A 20,553-nucleotide genomic window follows, 5' to 3' on the forward strand; every position below is an offset into this window, starting at 1 on the left:
CCGGACCGCGTCAGGCTTCCCAGACCTGGCCCGGCCGCATGGCGAGGAAGCGCTCCGGGGCGAGGCCCTGCGCGGCGCAGGCTTCCGCCAAGGCGTCCACCGGCTGCTCGATGCCCTCGTCGGTGAGCTGGAAGGTCCCCCAGTGGTGGCCGAGCATCTGGTCGGCTCCGAGGAGCAGCCCCGCCTCGACGGCCTCGCCCGGGTCCATGTGCTGGTCCTTCATGAACCAGCGCGGCTCGTAGGCCCCGATCGGCAGGGTGGCGAGGCGTGGCGGCCCGAAGCGCGCGCGGGCTTCCCGGAAGGTCGCCCCGTCGCGGAGGCCCGTGTCGCCCGAATGGTAGTGCACGCCCGCCGGGGTCGTGAGGACGAAAGAGCACCACAGGGCCATGCGCCGGTCGTTGAGGCCGCGGGCCGACCAGTGATGGGCGGGGGTGACGTGGAGGGTCAGGCCGCCGCCGAGATCCACCGACTCGCCCCAGTCGCGGGTCTCCACGTGCATGGTGTCGTCGTAGGCGCGCAGGATCGCCTCGTTGCCGAGCGGCGCCAGGACTAGCGGCTGATGCGCCTGCCAGATCCGTGCGACCGTCGCCCCGTCGAGATGGTCGTAGTGGTTGTGGGTGATCAGCACCGCGTCGATCGGGGGCAGGTCGGCGAAGGCGATCCCCGGCGGGTTCACCCGCTTGGGGCCGGCGAATGCCACCGGGCTCGCCCGGCGGGCATAGACGGGATCCACCAGAATGTTGCGGCCGGCGACCTGGAACAGGTAGCTCGCATGCCCGATCAGGGTGACGCGCAGGCCCGACACCCGCTCCGGCGGCACCTCGGCGGCGTAGGGGCTTGGGTGGAAGGCTGGCCAGGCCTGGCGCAGGGGGCTGTCGACCCCGCGCCGGGAGCGCCAGCGGGCGATGTCGCCGAGGGTCTTGTCCGGCGGCTGGTCCGGGCTGTGGAAGCGGACCCCGTCGAAATGGTCGCTGCGCGGCCCGCGATAATAGGGGTTGCGCCCGCGCTTGTGGGCGGCATAGCCGACCCCGCCGAGCGTCATCACCGTGGCGGCGCTCAACGCCTTGATCAGACTGTGCCGTTTCATGGATCCGAGATGGCGGCTGCGGCGCGCCGATCAAGCGCCGCGGCCACGCATCGCAGGTCGATGCGCGGGTGCCGGCCGATCACGAGCGCCAGCGCAGCTCCTGCGTGGCCAGGGGATTGGCGAAGGGCCGCCCCTCCCGGGCCGCCTGCAAGGCCTCGCGCTTGAGGCGGAAGTACCATTGCGACGGCAGGTCGCCCTGGCCGAACAGCACCATGGTCGGCTTGCGGTCGAGGCCGGCCTGGGCGTGCTGGAGCACCTGCTGGTCCTGGGTGAGGAACTGGCGCATTAGCGGCCGCGCCACGGGCTTGAGGAGATTCAGCGCCGGCATGTTCCAGTAGAGGGCGTTGGTGAGCATCGTCCGGTTCTGGGTCAGGGGCGTGGCGAAGGTGTAGTTCGCCACCCGCTTCGTCCCGGCCTCGATCCGCTCCAGCCGCACCCCCGGCAGGCGGAACTCGATCTCCACCGCGGGCACGCCGCCGAGCAGCCGGTAGACCGGCGAGCTCGTCGTGGTGGCGTGGCTCGTCATGGTGAAGCCGTGCGGGGTCGGCGTGAAGGTCTTCACCTTCTCCCGCAGCTCCTTCGAGGGCCGGAACCACCAGGAATCGTGCACGAAGGCGACGTGGCCGGGATCGACGAGACTGAGCGTCGTCAGGTCGAAGGAGGCCTCGACCACGAGTTCGACCACCAGAGAGCCGGCCGCCGTGAAGCCGAGGTCCGGCAGCGCCGCCGGGGGCGAGCCGGTCTCCGGCCCGAGATACGGATTGACCCAGGCGAAGCCCGCGCTCTCACGGATGGGAAAGCGCTGCACCGCGATGCGCGTGAAATCGGCCGTGTCCGAGGCCGAGAGGGTCGGCACGTCGCGACAGCGCCCGTCGGTGCCGAAGCGCCAGCCGTGGAACGGACAGGTCAGTTCACCGCCGTCGAAGCGGCCCTTCGACAGGGCCATGCCGCGATGGGGACAGCGGTCGCGCAGGGCGAAGGGGGCGCCGGAGGCTTCGCGGCCCAGGACGATCTGCTCGCCGTTGAGCTCCACGGCGCGCAGGGCCCCCGCCTTCAGGGACTCGGACCGGCCGACGCAGTACCAGGCGTCGGGCAAGGGCTGGCGCATGGCGTCCGGGTCGAGCGCCGCCTCGTCGGGCGCCGGCATCCGCAGGGCTGTGGACATGGAGGGGAGCGGGTCCGTGGCCGGTGGGCGCGGACACGAGGCCGGTGCCGCGCCGCACGAGGGGAAGGCCGGAACCTTTAGACCGCCGGCGGGGCCGAGGCCAGCCGCCCCCTGCGGCTCCGGGGACCCTTCCCAAGGGAGCGGCGGAAGGGCGCGGGCGCAGGCCTTTTCAAACCGGAAGGGGCTGACTAACTTCGGCTCACCCGCAACGAACGAAAGGAGGTGATCCAGTGTCTCATTGTCATCAGCCGCTCACCCCGGCCACCCGGACCTGGACCGTCGCCTCCGGCGCAGCCTTCTAGCGCTCGACGCGAACGTGAGAGTTCCGGCCGGACAAGAGCGGTTCGGCAATGGAAGGGCCGCCCCTCACGGGGCGGCCCTTCGCTGTTTCAGGGTGGGGGCGCAGGCCTCAGAGGCCGTTACGCTTCTGGAAGATGGGCTGCGCCAGCGCCTCGGCCCGGGCGGCCCAGAGGTCGCGCTCGCTGCGCATCTCTGAGAGCTGCGCGGCCTCGTCCGCGCTCCTGGCCCGGAGGTCGCGGACCTCCTTCTCGAGTTCGCCCTGGGACGCGCTGAGCCGGTCGCGCTCGCGGCGCGCCTCTTCGAACTCCTGCATCTCGGCTTCGACATGGGCGCGCAGGTTGCGCAGCTCGCGGGCGATGACGCCCTGGAGCGCGTCGTAGCGGTCGTTCTCGACCTTGAGCTTGGCCTTCAGCATGATGTTCTCGGCCATGAGGTCCGAGAGGTCGCCCTCGGCGGCCTCCGCCGGGGCGGGGGCCGGCGTCACGACCCGCGGCGTCCAGGTCTTGGTCGGCTCGGCGGCCCGGGCCTCGTCCGCCAGCGGAGCCGGAGCGACGGTCGGCTGCGGCTCGGCGCCCGCCGGATGGGTCGCGGCTTTCATCGCCGCCAGCCAATCGCGCAGCGGACCGGGCTGCGGACGGGTTGCCGTTTCGTACGGGGCGGGGTGACGGGCTGCTTCGGACATCGGCTGATCCTCGACTCTTGAGACGCATCCGATCAAAACATGCTTAACGAACCGTAAAGAGCCGCGACGTCAGGGTGTCGCCGGGGTCTCTCGAGGCCCCGCACGCAGACCTCGCCGTCGCGAAGGCCGTGCCCACGCAGTCCCTGTCCAGAAACGACGTCCTCCTCAAGGATCGCAGTGCCTATGACGCGCGAACATCCCGAAGCCCTCGAGTCCCCGCATCTCGCCGGCCTCCCGGGCATTCGGCACGCCTTCTTCACCCGGCGCGGCGGCGTCTCGGAGGGCATCTACGCCGCGCTCAACGGCGGCCTCGGCTCGAACGATGCGCCCGACCACGTGGGCGAGAACCGCCGCCGCATGAGCCGTCATCTGGACGTCCCGGCGGACGCCCTCGTCAGCCTGTACCAGGTCCACTCGCCCGACGTGGTGGTGGTGGAGGGTCCGATCGCCCTGGCCGATCGCCCCAAGGCCGACGGGATGGTGACACGGGTCCCCGGCCTCGCCCTCGGGATCGCCACGGCCGATTGCGGGCCGATCCTGTTCGCCGATCCGGAGAACCGCGTCGTGGGGGCGGCGCATGCGGGCTGGAAGGGCGCCCTGGGCGGCGTGATCGACCGGACCCTCGCGGCGATGGAGGGCCTCGGCGCCGCGCGCGACCGCATCGTCGCGGTCCTCGGCCCGACGATCGCGCAGGCCTCCTACGAGGTCGGGCCCGACTTCATCGCACGATTCCGGGCGGACGCCCCCGGCTTCGAGCGCTTCCTCGGTCCCGGAGCACGGGAGGCTCATGCTCAGTTCGACCTGCCGGGCTTCATCCTGGCGCGCCTCGCGCAGGCTGGGGTCACCCGGGCGAGCGATCTCGGGTGCTGCACCTACGCGGATCCCGACCGATTCTTCAGCTACCGCCGGACCACCCATCGCGGCGAAAGGGATTATGGCCGCCTGATCTCCGCGATCGCGCTGTCCCCGTAGGCTGCCCAGCCCCTGCGACACTTTGTCAAAGACGGGTGAGGAAAAAAGCGTGGCCGTACGCGAACCTTGGCCATTGATGCGCGTTCGGTGTTCACGGAGTGGGTGAGAATAAGACGAGTACCGCCACAAAGGGGCCGCGTTCGCTGCGGCTGGCGTGATCGTAACGCAACAGCTTCTCGCACGCTGCTGGCTTAAAGACGGGGAACTGCAGCGGACGCCACCCGTAAGAGTGGCGCCGGTGCGTAACGGTTAGAGGACCAGATCATGAAATCCTTCCTTCGCAGCGCCACCGCGCTCGCCGGCATCGCGATCGCCGGCTCCGCCTTCGCCGCCGACCTTCCGCGTCGTCAGGCTCCCCCGCCGGTGTTCGTGCCGGTTCCGGTGTTCACCTGGACCGGCTTCTACGCCGGTTTCAACGCCGGTTACGGCTTCGACGCTTCCAGCAACAACCAGCCGACCGTCATCGGCGTGAACGGCGCCAGCACCCTGGTCCTGCCGGGCACCACCGCCGCCATCGCCTTCAGCAACGGCCAGAGCAACGACGGCTTCGTCGGCGGTGGTCAGGTTGGCTACAACTACCAGTTCACCCCGGGCTCCGGTGTCGTGATCGGTGTCGAGGCCGACGCCCAGTACGTCGACTTCGGTCGTGAGCGGAACCGCTTCTCGGCCACCGGCCCGCTGGCCGCCCAGCAGGTCTTCAACCCGGCCGGCGTCTCGGGCCTCGACTACTTCGGCACCGTCCGCGGTCGCCTCGGCTACGCCTTCGACCGCACCCTCGTGTACGGCACCGGCGGCTTCGCCTACGGTTCGGGCGGCGGTCGCGACTTCGGTCTGACCAACCGCAGCCGTGACGACTTCCAGACCGGCTGGGCTGCCGGCGGCGGTATCGAGTACGCGCTTCCCACCGACTCGTTCCTGAACTTCTTCAAGTCCTCGGCCGTGACGCTGAAGATCGAAGGTCTGTACGTGAACCTCGACCAGGGCAACCGCAACAACGGTGTCTTCGCCGTCAACAACGCCGGTCAGGAAGTCAGCGTCACCAGCCCGGGCGTCGTGCTCGCCAGCGGCGGCCGCCAGGTGCGCGACACCGAGTTCGCCGTCGTCCGCGCCGGCCTGAACTATAAGTTCGGCTCCTACTAGGATCCGCTCCGGTCGCGCCCCTCGCGGGGCGCGCCTCGACAGGAAAGCCCGGTCCGCAAGGCCGGGCTTTTCCGCGTTCTGCGCAGATTCGGATTCGGCGCATGCATCCGGGACGGCAAAGTTTGCGTTGAACCCCTGACAAAGGCCGGCGGCACCCCCATCTCTGACCCGCCCGTGCGGGTGGTCACCCGCCGGCTTGCCCCAGGAGGACGACTCCATGAACAGCGAAGAACGCGACGTCATCGGCGGCATTTTCCAGCGCCTGGAGCAGGCTTCGAGCCAGCCCCGTGACGCGGAAGCCGAGCGCTTCATTGCCGACAAGATCCGGGCACAGCCCTACGCGCCCTACGCCATGGCGCAGCTCATCTACGTGCAGGAAGAGGCGATCAAGAGCCTGAACGAGCAGCTGGAGCAGCTGCGCCGTGCGGGCCAGCAGCAGCCCCAGGGCGGCGGCGGCTTCCTGTCCAGCATCTTCGGCGGCGGCTCCTCCGCCCGCCAGACCGAGCCGCCACGCCAGGGCGGCGCCTGGGGCAACCAGGGCGGCCAACCAGGCTACGGACAGCCGCAGCAGCCGGGCTATGGTCAGCCGCAGCCCGGCTACGGACAGCAGCCGGGCTTTGGCGGTCCGCAGCAGGGGGGCCCCTGGGCCGGCCAGCAGGCGGCGCCGGCGCGCGGCGGCGGCTTCATGGCGACGGCGCTGCCCATGGCGGCGGGTGCCGCCGGTGGCATGCTCCTCGGCAGCGCCCTCTCCAACGCCTTCGCGGGCGGCCATTCCCAGCTCGGCAGCGCGGCGGCGGCCGGTCTCGGCGGCACCCCGAACATCACCGAGAACAACTTCTTCGGCGGCAGCGGCAACGAGGATCTCGGCTCGGCCCTCGGCGGTGGCAACGACCTTCAGGATGCGTCCTTCACGGAGGATTCCGGCGGCGATTTCGGGGGCGACCTCGGCGGCGGCGGGGACGACGACTGGGTCTGATCCAGGATGACGAAGAGCCGGCGCCTCGAACAGGCGCCGGCTCTTCCGTTTCAGGGATCAGGTCTTCTCCAGGGGTCAGATCTTCGGGGCTCGGATCTTCGGGGCTCGGACTTCAGAGGACCTCGACGCGCGTGCCGACCGGCGTGCGCTCGTAGAGATCGATGACATCCTCGTTCATCATGCGGATGCAGCCGGACGAGACGTTCTGCCCGATCGTGTGCGGCTCGTTGGTGCCGTGGATCCGATAGAGCGACGAGCCGAGATAGAGAGCCCGGGCGCCGAGCGGATTACCGGGGCCGCCGGCCATGTGGCGCGGCAGGTCCGGACGGCGGCGGATCATCTCCTGGGGCGGCGTCCAGTCCGGCCATTCCCGCTTCTGGCTGATCGTCTTCAGGCCCGACCAGGCGAAGCCCGGTCGGCCGACGCCGATGCCGTAGCGGATCGCCTGGTGCCCGGGCTGCACCAGATAGAGAACCTTCCCCGGCGTATCGACCACGATGGTGCCGGGACGCTGCGGCCCGTCGAAGGCGACCACCTGCCGCGCGTAGCGGGCATCCGGGGCACGGGCGATGCTCTCGACCGCCGGTTCCCGCGCCGGCGCCGTCGGCAGGGCGGCGAGGCGGACCGGGACGCGCTGCGGCGCGATCTGCGCCTGCGGCTCCCATTCCGGCTCCGGGGGAACCCGATCGCCCGAATGCAGCTGGCGCGGCACGGCTGCGGCATAGGCCGCCGGCGCGCGCGCCTCCGTGCGCTCGTCCGGCAGGCGCCGGCCGGGGATCGGGCGCTCCGCCATGGCCCGAGGCGCCTGCGCGCCCGGCCGATCGCTCATCAGGAGTTCGAGGAAGCCGCCGCCATAGGCGCCCGGCCGCGGCGCGCCCTGCGCCTGCGCCCCACTCCCCTGCCCCGCAAATCCCGCCGTCAGGCAGGCGATGGCCACGCACCAATCGAACCGCATGCTCGTCAACGCTCCAAGCCCGATCGACCCCGCTCAGGGGTGCGACATGGGGCCAGGATCGCGGTCCGGTGCGGACACCCGGTGAAGGAACATGGTGAATCGTTCAGGCCGACGCGGCGGCGAACAGGGGAATGGATTCAGCGTGAACGCGCCGTAAAGGTTGCCGATGAGTTGTGACGTTCAAGAAATCGCAATCAGTTGGGCGCAGGATGACCCGGCTTCACTCTTGCTGGCTGATCGCGACCGATGACTCTCAAACGTTACCGCATCGAAGACAGTCTCGGCCTCGCGAGCGCCCCCGTGGCGATGGAACCCGCCGTCTCGTCGGAGGCGGTCACCTTGAACAACAAGCGCCTGGACGAGATCCTGTCCGCGATCCAGGACCTGCGCAAGGTCACGCAGACCAGCACGGTGGAGACCATCGAGGCGTGCCGGAAGGAGCTGAACGAAGCCTTCGCCATGCGCTCCGAGCTCGACATCATGAAGGATGCGATCACCCGCACCAAGCAGGAGATCGCGACGCTCTACCGTTCCGAGAACACCGGCAAGGGCATGCGCCGCGTGGCGGGCGAGCTCGATGCCGTCGTCGACTCCACTGAGCGCGCCACCAGCACGATCCTGGGCGCGATCGAGGAGATCGAGACCAACGCCAGCATGCTGCGCGCCATGACCACCACCATGGCGGGACGCGAGAACATCGACGCGATCCTCGACCGCGTCGTGGTCGCGTTCGAGGCCTGCAACTTTCAGGACCTCACCGGCCAGCGCATCAACAAGATCGTGGGCGTGCTGAAGTTCATCGAGGAACACCTCGACCGGATGATCGAGGCCTGGGGCGGCCTCGACACCTTCAGCGAGCTGCTGGGCGCCCATCCCGCCAAGGTGGACATCGACGACGAGAGCTCGCTCCTCAACGGGCCGAAGCTCGCCGACGATATTGGCCACGTCGACCAGGGCGACATCGACGCGCTGTTCGATTGAGGCGACGGGGCCGGGTCGCCTGGCGCGCCTCCTCCGTCGCCCCTTCCCTCGCCTTCCCCCGAGGCTTAAGTCAGCGGCATGAGCCGCGCGCCCGCGAAAGACCCCGCCTCGAACGATCTGCCGCCTGACGGCTTCGACGATCAGGACGGCTTCCCGCAGGACGGCTTCCGGGAGGACGCCTCCGAGGAGGCGCAGGACCTCGCCCAGGCCGACGACGCCCCCGAGATCGACTTCGATTTCGAGGAGGGCGCGGTCAAGGCCGGCACCGAGGTGATCCGGCGGTTCTGGACGACCCTGCCGACCTCGCCCGGCGTCTACCGGATGTTCGACGAGAAGGGCGACGTCCTCTACGTCGGCAAGGCCAAGAACCTGAAGGCGCGGGTCGGCTCCTATGCCCGGGGCCAGGCGCATTCCAACCGCATCGCCCGCATGATCTCGCAGACGGCGGCGATGGAGTTCGTCACCACCGCCACCGAGACCGAGGCGCTGCTCCTCGAAGCCAACCTCATCAAGCAGCTGAAGCCCCGCTTCAACGTGCTGATGCGGGACGACAAGTCGTTTCCCTACATCCTCGTCACGGCGGATTCGGAAGCGCCGCAGATCATCAAGCATCGCGGCGCCCGGCGCCGTAAGGGCAGCTATTACGGCCCCTTCGCCAGCGTCTGGGCGGTGAACCGCACGGTGAACGCCCTGCAGCGGGCCTTCCTCCTGCGCACCTGCACGGACAGCTACTACGAGAACCGCACCCGGCCCTGCCTGCTCTACCAGATCAAGCGCTGCTCCGGCCCCTGCACCGGCGAGATCGACCTCGACGATTATCGCGCGCTCGCCGACAGCGCGAAGAGCTTCCTGGCGGGCAAGTCGAACGCCGTGAAGGACCGCATGCGCGAGGAGATGCAGGACGCCTCGGAGAAGATGGAATTCGAGCGGGCGGCGCGGTTCCGCGACCGCATCGCGGCCCTGTCGGCGATCCAGGGGACGCAAGGGGTGAACACCCAGGGCGTCGAGGAGGCCGACGTCTTCGCTCTCGACGAACAGGCGGGCCAGTTCTGCATCGAGGTGTTCTTCTTCCGCAACTTCCAGAACTGGGGCAACCGCGCCTACTTCCCCAAGGCCGACCGCACCATGACGCCGGACGAGGTCCTGGCCTCATTCATCGGGCAGTTCTACGACGACAAGCCGGCGCCGCGCAGCGTCCTGGTCTCGCACGCCATCGAGGATGCGGAGCTCCTGGCCGCCGCCCTGTCGAGCCGCACGGAGTACCGGGTCGAGATCCACCAGCCCCAGCGGGGCGAGCGCAAGAACCTCGTCGAGTACGCGCAGCGCAATGCCAAGGAGGCCCTCGGCCGGCGCCTCGCCGACACCGCCTCCCAGGGCAAGCTGCTCGCCGCCCTCGGGCAGTCGTTCGGGCTTGCCGGCACGCCCCGGCGGATCGAGGTCTACGACAACTCGCACATCATGGGCACGAACGCCGTCGGCGGCATGATCGTGGCCGGGCCGACGGGCTTCGCCAAGCAGCATTACCGCACCTTCAACATCAAGTCGGAGGAACTGACCCCGGGCGACGATTACGGGATGATGCGCGAGGTGCTACAGCGGCGCTTCAAGCGCCTCGTCAAGGAGAACCCGCGCACCGCCCGGGAGGCCGCGATCGCCGCCAGCGAAGGCGGCGCCGAGGTCCCCGTCCCGGAGGCGTCCCCGGAGAGCGACACCCTGCCGGCCTGGCCCGACCTCGTGCTCATCGACGGCGGCAAGGGGCAGCTGGACGCCGCCCGCACCGCCCTGGAGGAGATCGGCGTCACCGAGGTCGCCCTGGTGGGCATCGCCAAGGGCCGGGACCGCGACGCGGGGCGCGAGACGTTCTTCGTGCCCGGCCGCCCCCCCTTCAAGCTGCCGCCGCGCGACCCGACCCTCTACTTCGTCCAGCGCCTGCGCGACGAGGCGCACCGCTTCGCCATCGGCAGCCACCGGGCCAAGCGCAAGCGCGAGATGGTGAAGAACCCCCTCGACGAGATCGCGGGAATCGGCCCCAGCCGCAAGCGCGCGCTGCTGCACCACTTCGGCACCGTGAAGGCGATCCAGCGCGCGGCGTTCGAGGACCTGGCGAAGACCCCGGGGGTCAACGCCGCCACGGCCCGCGCCGTCTACGACTTCTTTCACACCCATGCGTGACGAGATCGGCGCGTCCGGGCGGTTGACCCCCACCGCCGCACATGGTTTCACGCCTGCGATGAATCCCGTCCTCACCCGCCGCCGGTCGCCAGCCTGGACGCTCGCGAACTGCCTGACCTACGGGCGGCTCGTGGCGGTGCCGGTCGTCGTCGCTCTGCTGTACTGGCCCACCGAGCCGGGCGCGCGCTTCGGCGCCCTGGCGGTCTACATCCTGGCGGCGATCACCGATTATCTCGACGGCTACGTGGCGCGGACCTACGACCAGAGCTCGGCCCTCGGGCGGATGCTCGATCCCATCGCCGACAAGCTCCTGGTGGCCGCCTGCCTCCTCATGCTGGCCGCGGACAACACCATCGTGGGCTGGACCCTCTGGGCCGCCATCGTGATCCTGTGTCGGGAGATTCTGGTCTCGGGCCTGCGCGAGTACCTGGCCGAGCTAAAGGTCGGCGTTCCGGTGAGCAAGGTCGCCAAGTGGAAGACGACCGTACAGCTGATCGCCATCGGCTTCCTCGTCGCCGGCCCGGCCGGGGAAACGATCCTGCCCGGCACGATCCGGGCGGGAACCGTCCTCCTCTGGATCGCCGCCGCGCTGACGCTCTATACCGGCTGGGACTACCTGCGCGCCGGCATCAAGCACGTCATCGACGACCCACGCTGAGGGACACCACGCGATGAAGCTCGTGTATTTCGCCTGGGTGCGCGAGCGCGTCGGCAAGGTCGAGGAGACCGTCGACCTCCCCGAAGGAATCGTCACGGTCGCGGACCTCGTCGACTGGCTGCGTGGCCGGGGCGAGGAATACGCCTACGCCTTCGAGACCACCGGCATCGTCCGCGCGGCGATCGACCGAGTCCACGCCAAGCCGGACGCACCGATCGCCGGCGCCTCCGAGATCGCGTTCTTTCCCCCCATGACAGGGGGCTGAGGCTCGGGCCTCAGCCCTGGCGGCCGATGATCGGCGGCTGGGGCGCCCTGCTCAGCGCCTGCCCAGGGCCGCCGTGAAGGCCGTGAGGTTGTGGCGCATCATCGCCACGTAGGTCGGCGCCGGCCCGTCCGGCCCCGACAGGGCGTCGGAGAAGACCTTGCCCCCGATCACGGCGCCGCTCTCGCGGGCGATCTGCTGCATCAGGCGCGGATCGCTGATGTTCTCCAGGAAGACGGCCGGGATCTTCTCCTGGCGGATCTGGCGAATGATCCGGGCGACGTCCCGGGGGCTCGCCTCGCTGTCGGTGGACACGCCCTGCGGGGCGATGAAGGTCAGGCCGTAGGCGGCGGTGAAGTAGCCGAAGGCGTCGTGGGTCGTGATGATCCGGCGTTGGGCCTTCGGGATCGCGGCGATCCCCGTCCGGACCTCGGCCTCCAGGGCGTCGAGGCTGGCGAGATACGCCTTGGCGTTGTCGGCATAGGCCGCGGCATGGTCCGGGTCGATCCGCACCAGGGCATCCCGGATGTTGCCGACGTAGATTCGCGCGTTGGCGATGCTCTGCCAGGCATGGGGATCGTCGTGGTGGCCGTGCGCGTGGCCGGGGCCGCCCTGGTCGTGTCTATGGCCGTGATCGTCGTCCTCCGCCTCGATCGGCTTGACCCCCGCGGAGGCGACGACGACGGGCGCCTTCGTGCCCGAGGCCTTGATGAGGCGGTCGATCCACCCTTCCAGCCCAAGGCCGTTGACCACGACGAGCTTGGCATCCGCCAGGGTGCGGGCGTCGCTCGGCGCCGGGGTATAGCCGTGGGCGTCGGCGTTCGGCTGCACCAGGGAGGTCACGGCGACATGGTCCCCGCCGACCTGGGCCACCAGGTCGGCCAGGATCGAGAAGGTCGCGACGGCCCGCAGCTTCGTCTCCGCCGCCGAGACCGGACCGAGCAGGCCGAGCAGGAGCACGAGGGCGGCAGGTAGACGGAAGCGCAGGCGCGGGGACAGGAGCCGGAACGGCATCGGGGACGATCCTTTCGGTAAGCTCCCCCGCTCTACTGTAACATTATCACATTTCCTAGCCGGACCGCGGAGCGCGCCCCCAATGGCTTTTGCTTGATCTCGCCGGCGGGCGGACGCAAACACCCCCGCAGTCGCGGCCCGCGTGCCGGCGGACGGGCACGACACGGAAAGAGCGGATCAGATGGCGCGACGGGCGCTTCCCAAGGGCGACATCCTGCCCCTCCTCGGCCGGGTCTGGCGGGAATGGCTGCGTCCGCACCGGGCGACCCTCGCGGTGGTTCTGGTGCTCATCGCCATCGTGGGCGCGGCGACCGGCCTGTACCCGACCCTGATCAAGCTCGCCTTCGACGCCTTCGACCGCAAGGACATGGCCGCACTCGCCTACGGCCCGGTGATCGTCATCGCCATCACGTCGATCCGCGGCTTCGCGCTGTTCGGCCAGAACGTCCTGACCAACCGGGTCGTCACCCGGGTCGAGGCCGACATGCAGGCCGCCCTCTACGGGCACCTCATCGAATCCGACCTCGCCCAGCTCGGCCGCGAGAGCCCGGCGGCCTTCACGCAGCGCTTCACCACGGATTTCGCCTTCATCAAGGAGGCTCTGACCCGCATCTCCACGGTGCTCCTGCGCGACATCGCCATGCTGATCGCCCTGGTGGCGGCCCTGGTCTGGATGGATCCGGTCCTCACCCTGGTGGCGGGCGTGGTGGTGCCCTTCGTCGCCGGCCCGATCGGCCGGGTCGGCAGGAAGCTTCGCCGCGTCTCCACCGCGACGCAGGAGCGGATGGGCCTCACGGCGAGCCTCATCACCGAAAGCCTGCAGGGCGCCCGCATCGCCAAGACCTACGCGCTCGAAGGCTACCTGAAGGGCCGGGCGAAGGGGGCCTTCGACGAGGTGCGCCGCCTCAAGATGAAGGCCGCCAATGCCCGCGGGCGCCTCGACCCGCTCCTCGAGATCGGCGGCGGCTTCGCGGTGGCGGCGGTGCTGGCCCTGGTCGGCCAGCGCGTGACCTCGGGCGACCGCACGGTCGGCGACTTCACCGGCTTCGTCACTGCGCTGCTCCTGGCCTCGCAGCCGATCCGCACGCTGGGCACCCTCAACGCGATCCTTCAGGAAGCCGGGGCCGCGCTCCAGCGCTACTTCGCCCTCATGGACGAGGCGCCGCAGATCCGCGACGTGCCGGGGGCGCGCCCGCTCCAGGTGGCGGGGGGCGAGATTCGCTTCAGCGACGTGCAGTTCCGTTACCGCGCCGACGCGCCGGCCCTGGAGGGGATCGACCTTACCGTTCCGGCCGGGGCGACGGTGGCCCTGGTCGGGCGTTCGGGCTCGGGCAAGTCCTCCCTGCTCAACCTCGTGCCGCGCCTCTACGACGTGACCGAGGGCGCGGTGCGCATCGACGGGCAGGACATCCGCACCGTCTCCCTCGCCTCCCTGCGCGCGGCGGTGGCCGTGGTCTCGCAGGACGTGGTCCTGTTCGACGACACCATCGCGGCCAATATCGGCTTCGGCCGGCCGGGGGCGACCCGCGCCGAGATCGAGGCGGCGGCCGAGGCGGCGGCGGCGCACGGCTTCATCAGCCGCCTGCCGGAGGGCTACGATTTCCCCGTCGGTCCCGCGGGCGGACGGCTCTCGGGGGGCGAGCGCCAGCGCATCTCGCTCGCCCGCGCCTTCCTCAAGGACGCCCCGATCCTGCTCCTCGACGAGGCGACGAGCGCCCTCGATTCCGAGTCCGAGCGCCTCGTCCAGGACGCGCTCCTGCGCCTGATGCGGGGCCGCACCACCCTGGTCATCGCGCACCGGCTCTCCACCGTGCGCGATGCCGACTGCATCGTCGTCATGGAGGCCGGGCGGATCGTCGAGACCGGGCGCCACGAGGCGCTGGTGGCGGCGGGGGACGCCTATGCCCGGCTCCATCGGATGCAGCTCTCCGGCGACGTCGAGGACGCGGCCGTGCCGGCCTGACGGGACCGATCCGCCCGCCGCGCGTTGAGCCGGCCGGAGCGGGACTCGGACGTCGATGCGGACAGAGCCATTCGGAACCACGGCGGACGGCGCGGCCGTGATGCGCCACACCCTCGCGCGGGGCGACCTGCGGGTGCAGGTGCTCGATTACGGCGGCATCGTCAGCCGGATCGACGTGCCGGACCGGAGGGGCCGCGTGGCGAACGTCGTCCTCGGGGCCGCCGACCTCGCGGGCTACGCGGCGAGCGACGCGCATTTCGGCGCGATCATCGGGCGCTACGCCAACCGCATCGCCGGCGGCCGCTTCCGCCTCGACGGAGCGGCGTACCAGCTGCCCCGGAACGCGGGCCGCAACACCATGCATGGCGGGCCGGAGGGCTTCGACCGGCGGATCTGGCGGGTCGAAGCCGCCGACGCGGCCAACCTGACCCTGGCCTACCGATCCCCCGATGGCGAGCAAGGCTTCCCGGGCAATCTCGACGTTGCCGTGACCTACCGCCTGGACGACGACGGCACGCTGGCGATCGACTACGTCGCCGTCACCGACCGGCCGACGATCCTCAACCTGACCAACCACAGCTACGTCAACCTTGCCGGCGAGGGCGCGGGCAGCGCCCTCGGGCACGTCGTCACCCTCGCCGCGGACGCGGTGCTGGAGATCGATGCCGAGCAGATTCCCACGGGCGCGATCCTGCCCGTGGCCGGGACGCCCTTCGACTTCCGGACACCGACGGCCCTCGGGGCCCGCATCCGGACGGCGCACCCGCAGCTCGCCCTGGCCCACGGCTACGACCACACCTACGTGCTCGGCGGCGAAGGGACTCTTCGCGTGGTGGCGCAGGCGGTCGATCCAAAGAGCGGACGCTGCCTCACCGTGGCGACGACGCGGCCGGGGCTGCAGCTCTACACCGCCAACATGCTCGACGGGACGGTGACGGGTTCGGGCGGCGGCCTCTACCGCGCGGGCGACGCCGTCTGCTTCGAGGCGCAAGGGTTTCCGGACGCGCCGAACCACCCGGCCTTTCCCAGCACCGTCCTGCGGCCGGACGCGCCCTTCCGGGCGACCACGACCTACCGGTTCGGGAGCGTGCCGTAGGTCGGGCGCCGCCGAGCGCCTCAGCCGTGGTGGGAATCCGCCTCGATCAGGATCTCGCGCTTGCCGGCATGGTTGGCCGGACCGACGATGCCCTCGATCTCCATCTTCTCCATCAGGGAGGCGGCGCGGTTGTAGCCGATCTGCAGCCGACGCTGGATGTAGGAGGTCGAGGCCTTCTTGTCCCGCAGCACCACCTGCACGGCCTGGTCGTAGAGGTCGCCGCCGGCCTCGCCGAAGCTGCCCTGGTCGAAGACCGCGCCGTCCACCTCGATCTCGTCCGCGCCGCCCTTTCCGCCCGACGCTCCGTCCTCCTCCGCCGTGACGGCTTCGAGGTAGGAGGGCCGGCCCTGGCGCTTGAGGTGGGCGACCACGCTCTCGACCTCCGCATCGGAGCAGAACGGCCCGTGCACGCGCGTCGTGCGCCCGCCGCCGGCCATGAACAGCATGTCGCCCTGGCCCAGCAGCTGCTCGGCGCCCATCTCGCCCAGGATCGTGCGGCTGTCGATCTTGCTCGTCACCTGGAAGGAGATCCGGGTCGGGAAGTTGGCCTTGATCGTGCCCGTAATCACGTCGACCGAGGGACGCTGGGTCGCCATGATCAGGTGGATGCCCGCCGCCCGCGCCATCTGCGCCAGGCGCTGGATCGCCCCCTCGATGTCCTTGCCCGCCACCATCATCAGGTCGGCCATCTCGTCGACCACGATCACGATGTAGGGCAGCGCCGAAAGGTCCATCTCCTCCGTCTCGTAGACGGCCTCTCCGGTCTGCCGGTCGAAGCCCGTCTGCACGGTCCGGGTCAGGATCTCGCCGCGCCCGCGCGCCTCGGCGAGGCGTGCGTTGAAGCCGTCGATGTTGCGCACACCGACCTTCGACATCTTCTTGTAGCGCTCCTCCATCTCGCGCACGGCCCATTTCAGGGCGATGACCGCCTTCTTCGGGTCCGTGACGACGGGGGAGAGCAGGTGCGGAATGCCGTCGTAGACGGAGAGCTCCAGCATCTTCGGGTCGACCATGATCAGGCGACACTCCTCCGGCTTCATCCGGTAGAGGAGCGACAGGATCATGGTGTTGATGGCCACGGACTTGCCGGAGCCCGTGGTGCCGGCCACCAGCAGGTGGGGCATCTTGGCCAGATCCGCGATGATCGGCTCGCCGCCGATGTTCTTGCCCAGGCACAGGGCAAGGCTCTGCTTGGTCTCGGCGAAATCGGCGGAGGCCAGCAACTCGCGTAAGTACACCGTCTCGCGCCGGGCGTTCGGCAGCTCGATGCCGATGGCGTTGCGGCCGGGGACCACGGCGACGCGGGCGGAGACCGCCGACATCGAGCGGGCGATGTCGTCGGCGAGCGAGATCACGCGGCTCGACTTGGTGCCGGGCGCCGGCTCCAGCTCGTAGAGGGTGACGACGGGTCCAGGACGCACGGCCAGGATGTCGCCGCGCACGCCGAAGTCGCTGAGGGTCGCCTCCAGCAGGGTGGCGTTCTGCTCCAGGGCCTCCGACGAGATCTGGCTCGAGGCAGGCAGGCGCGGCGCGTCGGCGAGAAGCTCCAGAGCGGGGTGCCGGTAGTTCTCGGCATTCAGGGGTTGGGGCGGAGCCGCGCGACGGGCGGCGGCCGGGACGGGCGGCGGGGCCGCGGGCGCCACCCGGGAGCGCGCCGGCGCGGCGGCCTCGACGGGCGCGACCTCGACCTCGTCCGTGTCGTCGGCCTCCTCGTCGCCGTGATGCACGGGCACCGGAGGGCGCCGCGACGCGGACGGCGCCTGCGGCGGCGCGTCGAAGACCGGCTCGCGCCGGCCGTCCGACGAGGCCACCCGGGCATCGGGGGCGTGGGTCGCCCAGGGGGCGTCCTCAGGGGCCGCGAAGGCGCGCTGCGCGGCGAGGGCCGGCGAAGCGCCCGCATAGGCGAGCGCTGTGGCCGCGGCCGCGCGCTCGGCGCGCCAATCGGCGATGCGCGCCGCCAGGGCCGTGCGCCCACCCATCAGGGCCTGCGCCATCGCCCCGAGGGAGACGATGCCCAGGCTCGGCTCGTCGTCCTCGTAGCGTCCGTCCTGGCTGGCGTCGGGCCGGCCGCGCGCGGGCTGGCGCACGGGGGCCGGCGGCGCGTCGTAAGCGTCGAGATCCTCCGCATCGAGCTCGCCGACCCGGCAGGCCCCCGTGAGGCACAGGATCGCGACACCGGCGAAGAGGAAGCCCGCGAAGGCGCGGAACGGGGTCGCCACGATCCCGAGCATCGTGCGGGCGGCATGCATCAGCGCGTCGCCGGCGACGCCGCCGAGGCCGGTGGGCAGGGGCCAGCGCGCCGTCGAGGGCAGCGCGCTCGCCACCGCGCTCGCGGCGAAGAATCCGATGATCCACAGGGTCAGGCGCAGGCCGCCCCGGGGCAGCGCCCGCGTGCGCATCAACTGGATGCCCCAGAGCGCCGGGGGCAGCACGAAAGCCAGGGAGCCGAGCCCCAGGAGCTGCATCGCCAGGTCCGAGACCACGGCGCCGCCGGTGCCCAGGACGTTGTGGGCCGGGTGGTCGGTGGCGTGGTTGAGGCTCGGATCGTCGATCGACCACGTCGCCAGGGCGACCGTCAGCGCGGTGGCACCGGCAAACAGCACGAGACCGCCCAACTCCGTCATTCGCTTGGCCAGGAACGGGCGAAAGCTGTCGACGAAAGTATCGTAGGGCGATGCGGAACGGCGAAGCGAGCGCATGCGGTACCAGACACGATGGGGAACTGTCCGGCGACGGTAGCGTCGCCGGAGTTAACGGCTGGCTAAGGTTGAGACTTCCCTGCGCGCGCCGTTGCAATGCCGTCCTTCCCTGGGTCGCTCCGGCATCGAGTCATTCCGCTGCGGTGGGCGCTTCGCGGGCAGGTGGCGCGCGACCGGGCAGGTCCCGTCTCACGGCCCCGTGAGGCCGCGGGACGCCTGCGCAGAGCCCGCTCGACCGGGGGCCGGAACGAGAAAGGCCCCGGTCGCAGGGACCGGGGCCTTTCCGTCCGACGCCCGGGGGCGTCGTATGGCTCAGTAGTTGTAGGCGCGCTCGCCGTGATCGGCGATGTCGAGGCCCTCGCGCTCCTCGTCCTGGGTGACGCGCAGGCCGATGGTGAGATCGACGAGCTTGTACAGGATGGCGGAGCCGACACCCGACCAGACGATGGTGAAGCCGACGGCCTTGATCTGGCTCATCAGGGCGGCGCTGGTCTCGTAGGCGCCGACCGCGAGTTCACCGGGCTTGGAGGTGTAGTCGGGCAGGCCGACGCCGCCGAAGTCCGGGTTCACGAGCAGGCCCGTGGCGATGGCGCCTAGGATGCCGCCGATGCAGTGGACGCCGAACACGTCGAGGGAGTCGTCGTAGCCGAGGGCGTTCTTCACCGTGGAGCACATGATGAAGCAGACCGCGCCGGCGACGAGGCCAAGGATGATCGAGCCCATCGGGCCGGCGAAGCCGGCGGCCGGGGTGACGGCCACGAGGCCGGCGATGGCGCCCGACAGCATGCCGAGGAGGGACGGCTTGCCCTTCAGCATCCACTCCACGAACAGCCAGGAGAGGGCTGCGGCGGCGGTGGCCACGAAGGTGTTGAGCATGGCCATGGCGGCGGTGCCGTTGGACTCGAGGTTCGAGCCGGCGTTGAAGCCGAACCAACCCACCCAGAGGAGCGACGCGCCGATCGCCGTCATGGTCAGGGAGTGCGGGGCGAGCAGGTCACGGCCGTAGCCGATGCGCTTGCCGAGCATGAGGCAGCCGACGAATCCCGCGATCCCGGCGTTGATGTGCACCACGGTGCCGCCGGCGAAGTCGAGGGCGCCCCACTTGAAGAGCAGGCCGGCATCGGCGTTCACCGCGTCGAGGGCCGCCTGGGCGGTCGCCTTCGAGGCGTCGTCGGTGGCGGCGGCCAGCGCCTTGGCGGCGTTGCCGACCGCGTCCGGGCCACCCCAGTACCAGACCATGTGCGCCATCGGGAAGTAGATCAGCGTGGTCCAGAGGATCATGAACACGACCAGGGCCGAGAACTTCATCCGCTCCGCGAAGGCGCCGACGATGAGGGCCGGGGTGATCATCGCGAACGTCATCTGGAAGCAGATGTAGACGTATTCGGGGATCACGACGCCGTTCGAGAAGGTGGCGACGGTGGAGTTCGCGTCGATGCCCTTCAGGAAGGCCTTGGACAGGCCGCCGACGAAGTCGTTGAGGCCGCCGCCGTTGGTGAAGGCGAGGCTGTAGCCGAAGATCACGAACAGCAGGCAGGAGATGCAGGCGATGGCGAAGACCTGCGTCAGGACGGAGAGCATGTTCTTGGTGCGAACGAGGCCGCCGTAGAACAGGGCGAGGCCGGGCACGACCATCAGCAGCACCAGGGCGCTGGAGATGAGCATCCAGGCGGTGTCGCCCTTGTTCGGGACGGGCGCGGCGCTCGCGGCGGCCGTCACGGCCTCCGCCGTGGGCGTCTGCGCAAGGGATGGCTCGATGAACAGGAGTGCCAGCGCGGCACCCCCCAGCCCGAGCGCCAGGGCATTGCGAAGCTTCATGGAAACGAGACTCCCGATCGCGGTGCGATGTTGATGTGAAGGGGACGTGTCAGGGGCGCCCGGACGCGATCGTCCGGACAGGCGGTCGCCTCAGAGGGCGTCGACGTCGGTCTCGCCGGTGCGGATGCGGACGGCCTTCTCGAGGGGCACGACGAAGATCTTGCCGTCGCCGATCTGGCCCGTGCGGGCGGCGGCCGCGATCGCGTCGATCACGCTCGCGACCAGGTCGGAGGCCACGGCCACCTCGATCTTGAGCTTGGGCAGGAAGCTCACGGCGTACTCGGCGCCCCGGTAGATCTCGGTGTGGCCCTTCTGGCGTCCGTAGCCTTTCACCTCGGTCACGGTCAGGCCGTGGACGCCGATGCCGGTCAGAGCGTCGCGGACCTCCTCCAGCTTGAACGGCTTGATGATGGCCATCACGATTTTCATGGGCGACGCCCCCTTAAGCTACGAGTTGAGTTCGACGAGGTGAACCGAGTGGACAGACACATGCGCGCGTGGAGGCCACCGGCCGGCGCACGCAAGCGTCGCGACACGATCGGACCGGCCGGTGCGCCCGGGCCGCTTCCGACCCGTTCACCCGCACCCATATTCAAGGACTATGCCAACGGAA

The 20,553-nt window shown here is 70.3% G+C and carries 17 protein-coding genes; 9 read left to right on the forward strand and 8 right to left on the reverse strand.

Going from position 1 to position 20,553, the window contains the following annotated elements; all coding sequences use genetic code 11:
* Window positions 1-10: 10 nt before the first annotated feature.
* The 3 genes from AC6EUL_RS01685 to AC6EUL_RS01695 all read right to left on the reverse strand — a co-directional run bounded on the left by AC6EUL_RS01685 (window position 11) and on the right by AC6EUL_RS01695 (window position 3,234).
* Window positions 11-1,087 (reverse strand): MBL fold metallo-hydrolase, encoded by a 1,077-nt coding sequence (locus tag AC6EUL_RS01685; RefSeq protein ID WP_056353022.1) that lies wholly within the window; start codon window positions 1,085-1,087, stop codon window positions 11-13.
* 79 nt (window positions 1,088-1,166) lie between these two features.
* Entirely contained in the window at window positions 1,167-2,252 is a 1,086-nt protein-coding gene (locus tag AC6EUL_RS01690; protein WP_499868465.1) for a Rieske 2Fe-2S domain-containing protein, read from the reverse strand.
* Window positions 2,253-2,661: 409 nt separating this feature from the next.
* Window positions 2,662-3,234 (reverse strand): hypothetical protein, encoded by a 573-nt coding sequence (locus tag AC6EUL_RS01695; RefSeq protein WP_082487640.1) that lies wholly within the window; start codon window positions 3,232-3,234, stop codon window positions 2,662-2,664.
* 183 nt (window positions 3,235-3,417) lie between these two features.
* On the opposite strand from AC6EUL_RS01695, the gene pgeF reads away from it, so the two are divergent.
* From pgeF to AC6EUL_RS01710, 3 genes are all read left to right on the forward strand, one after another.
* Window positions 3,418-4,206, forward strand: a complete 789-nt coding sequence (gene pgeF, locus AC6EUL_RS01700; RefSeq protein WP_499868466.1) for a peptidoglycan editing factor PgeF — start codon at window positions 3,418-3,420, stop codon at window positions 4,204-4,206.
* A gap of 264 nt (window positions 4,207-4,470) precedes the next feature.
* Complete coding sequence (locus AC6EUL_RS01705) at window positions 4,471-5,346, forward strand: outer membrane protein (RefSeq protein WP_499868468.1); 876 nt, start codon at window positions 4,471-4,473, stop codon at window positions 5,344-5,346.
* Between the two features lie 217 nt (window positions 5,347-5,563).
* Window positions 5,564-6,322: a DUF2076 domain-containing protein gene (locus AC6EUL_RS01710; protein WP_499868469.1), complete on the forward strand. Its 759-nt coding sequence runs from the start codon at window positions 5,564-5,566 to the stop codon at window positions 6,320-6,322.
* Between the two features lie 112 nt (window positions 6,323-6,434).
* Here the strand turns inward: AC6EUL_RS01710 and AC6EUL_RS01715 are convergent, their stop codons facing one another.
* The gene (locus AC6EUL_RS01715; protein WP_499868471.1) at window positions 6,435-7,277 is read right to left on the reverse strand and encodes a L,D-transpeptidase; all 843 of its coding nucleotides are present in this window, start codon (window positions 7,275-7,277) and stop codon (window positions 6,435-6,437) included.
* 246 nt (window positions 7,278-7,523) lie between these two features.
* Between AC6EUL_RS01715 and AC6EUL_RS01720 the strand changes: the two genes are divergently transcribed.
* The 4 genes from AC6EUL_RS01720 (at window position 7,524) to moaD (ending at window position 11,353) form a co-directional block, all read left to right on the forward strand.
* Window positions 7,524-8,258: a chemotaxis protein gene (locus AC6EUL_RS01720; RefSeq protein WP_499868473.1), complete on the forward strand. Its 735-nt coding sequence runs from the start codon at window positions 7,524-7,526 to the stop codon at window positions 8,256-8,258.
* 78 nt (window positions 8,259-8,336) lie between these two features.
* The gene (gene uvrC, locus AC6EUL_RS01725) at window positions 8,337-10,430 is read left to right on the forward strand and encodes an excinuclease ABC subunit UvrC (RefSeq protein ID WP_499868474.1); all 2,094 of its coding nucleotides are present in this window, start codon (window positions 8,337-8,339) and stop codon (window positions 10,428-10,430) included.
* 58 nt (window positions 10,431-10,488) lie between these two features.
* Entirely contained in the window at window positions 10,489-11,088 is a 600-nt protein-coding gene (gene pgsA / locus AC6EUL_RS01730; RefSeq protein ID WP_056212502.1) for a CDP-diacylglycerol--glycerol-3-phosphate 3-phosphatidyltransferase, read from the forward strand.
* A gap of 13 nt (window positions 11,089-11,101) precedes the next feature.
* Window positions 11,102-11,353 (forward strand): molybdopterin converting factor subunit 1, encoded by a 252-nt coding sequence (gene moaD, locus AC6EUL_RS01735; protein WP_499868475.1) that lies wholly within the window; start codon window positions 11,102-11,104, stop codon window positions 11,351-11,353.
* A gap of 51 nt (window positions 11,354-11,404) precedes the next feature.
* Here the strand turns inward: moaD and AC6EUL_RS01740 are convergent, their stop codons facing one another.
* Window positions 11,405-12,364: a metal ABC transporter substrate-binding protein gene (locus tag AC6EUL_RS01740; protein WP_499868477.1), complete on the reverse strand. Its 960-nt coding sequence runs from the start codon at window positions 12,362-12,364 to the stop codon at window positions 11,405-11,407.
* A 181-nt stretch (window positions 12,365-12,545) separates the two neighbouring features.
* Here AC6EUL_RS01740 and AC6EUL_RS01745 point away from each other — a divergent pair, with 181 nt between their 5' ends.
* Entirely contained in the window at window positions 12,546-14,327 is a 1,782-nt protein-coding gene (locus AC6EUL_RS01745; protein ID WP_499868479.1) for an ABC transporter ATP-binding protein, read from the forward strand.
* 55 nt (window positions 14,328-14,382) lie between these two features.
* Entirely contained in the window at window positions 14,383-15,423 is a 1,041-nt protein-coding gene (locus tag AC6EUL_RS01750) for an aldose epimerase family protein (protein WP_499868481.1), read from the forward strand.
* Window positions 15,424-15,443: 20 nt separating this feature from the next.
* Here AC6EUL_RS01750 and AC6EUL_RS01755 read toward each other — a convergent pair whose 3' ends face one another.
* The 3 genes from AC6EUL_RS01755 to AC6EUL_RS01765 form a co-directional block, all read right to left on the reverse strand.
* Window positions 15,444-18,122, reverse strand: a complete 2,679-nt coding sequence (locus AC6EUL_RS01755; RefSeq protein WP_499868482.1) for a DNA translocase FtsK — start codon at window positions 18,120-18,122, stop codon at window positions 15,444-15,446.
* A 312-nt stretch (window positions 18,123-18,434) separates the two neighbouring features.
* Window positions 18,435-19,940, reverse strand: coding sequence for an ammonium transporter (locus tag AC6EUL_RS01760; RefSeq protein ID WP_056212514.1), 1,506 nt, complete (start codon window positions 19,938-19,940; stop codon window positions 18,435-18,437).
* Between the two features lie 90 nt (window positions 19,941-20,030).
* Entirely contained in the window at window positions 20,031-20,369 is a 339-nt protein-coding gene (locus tag AC6EUL_RS01765; protein ID WP_055948310.1) for a P-II family nitrogen regulator, read from the reverse strand.
* Between the last annotated feature and the right edge of the window lie 184 nt (window positions 20,370-20,553).

Source organism: Methylobacterium sp. 001424705 (genome assembly GCF_059816145.1).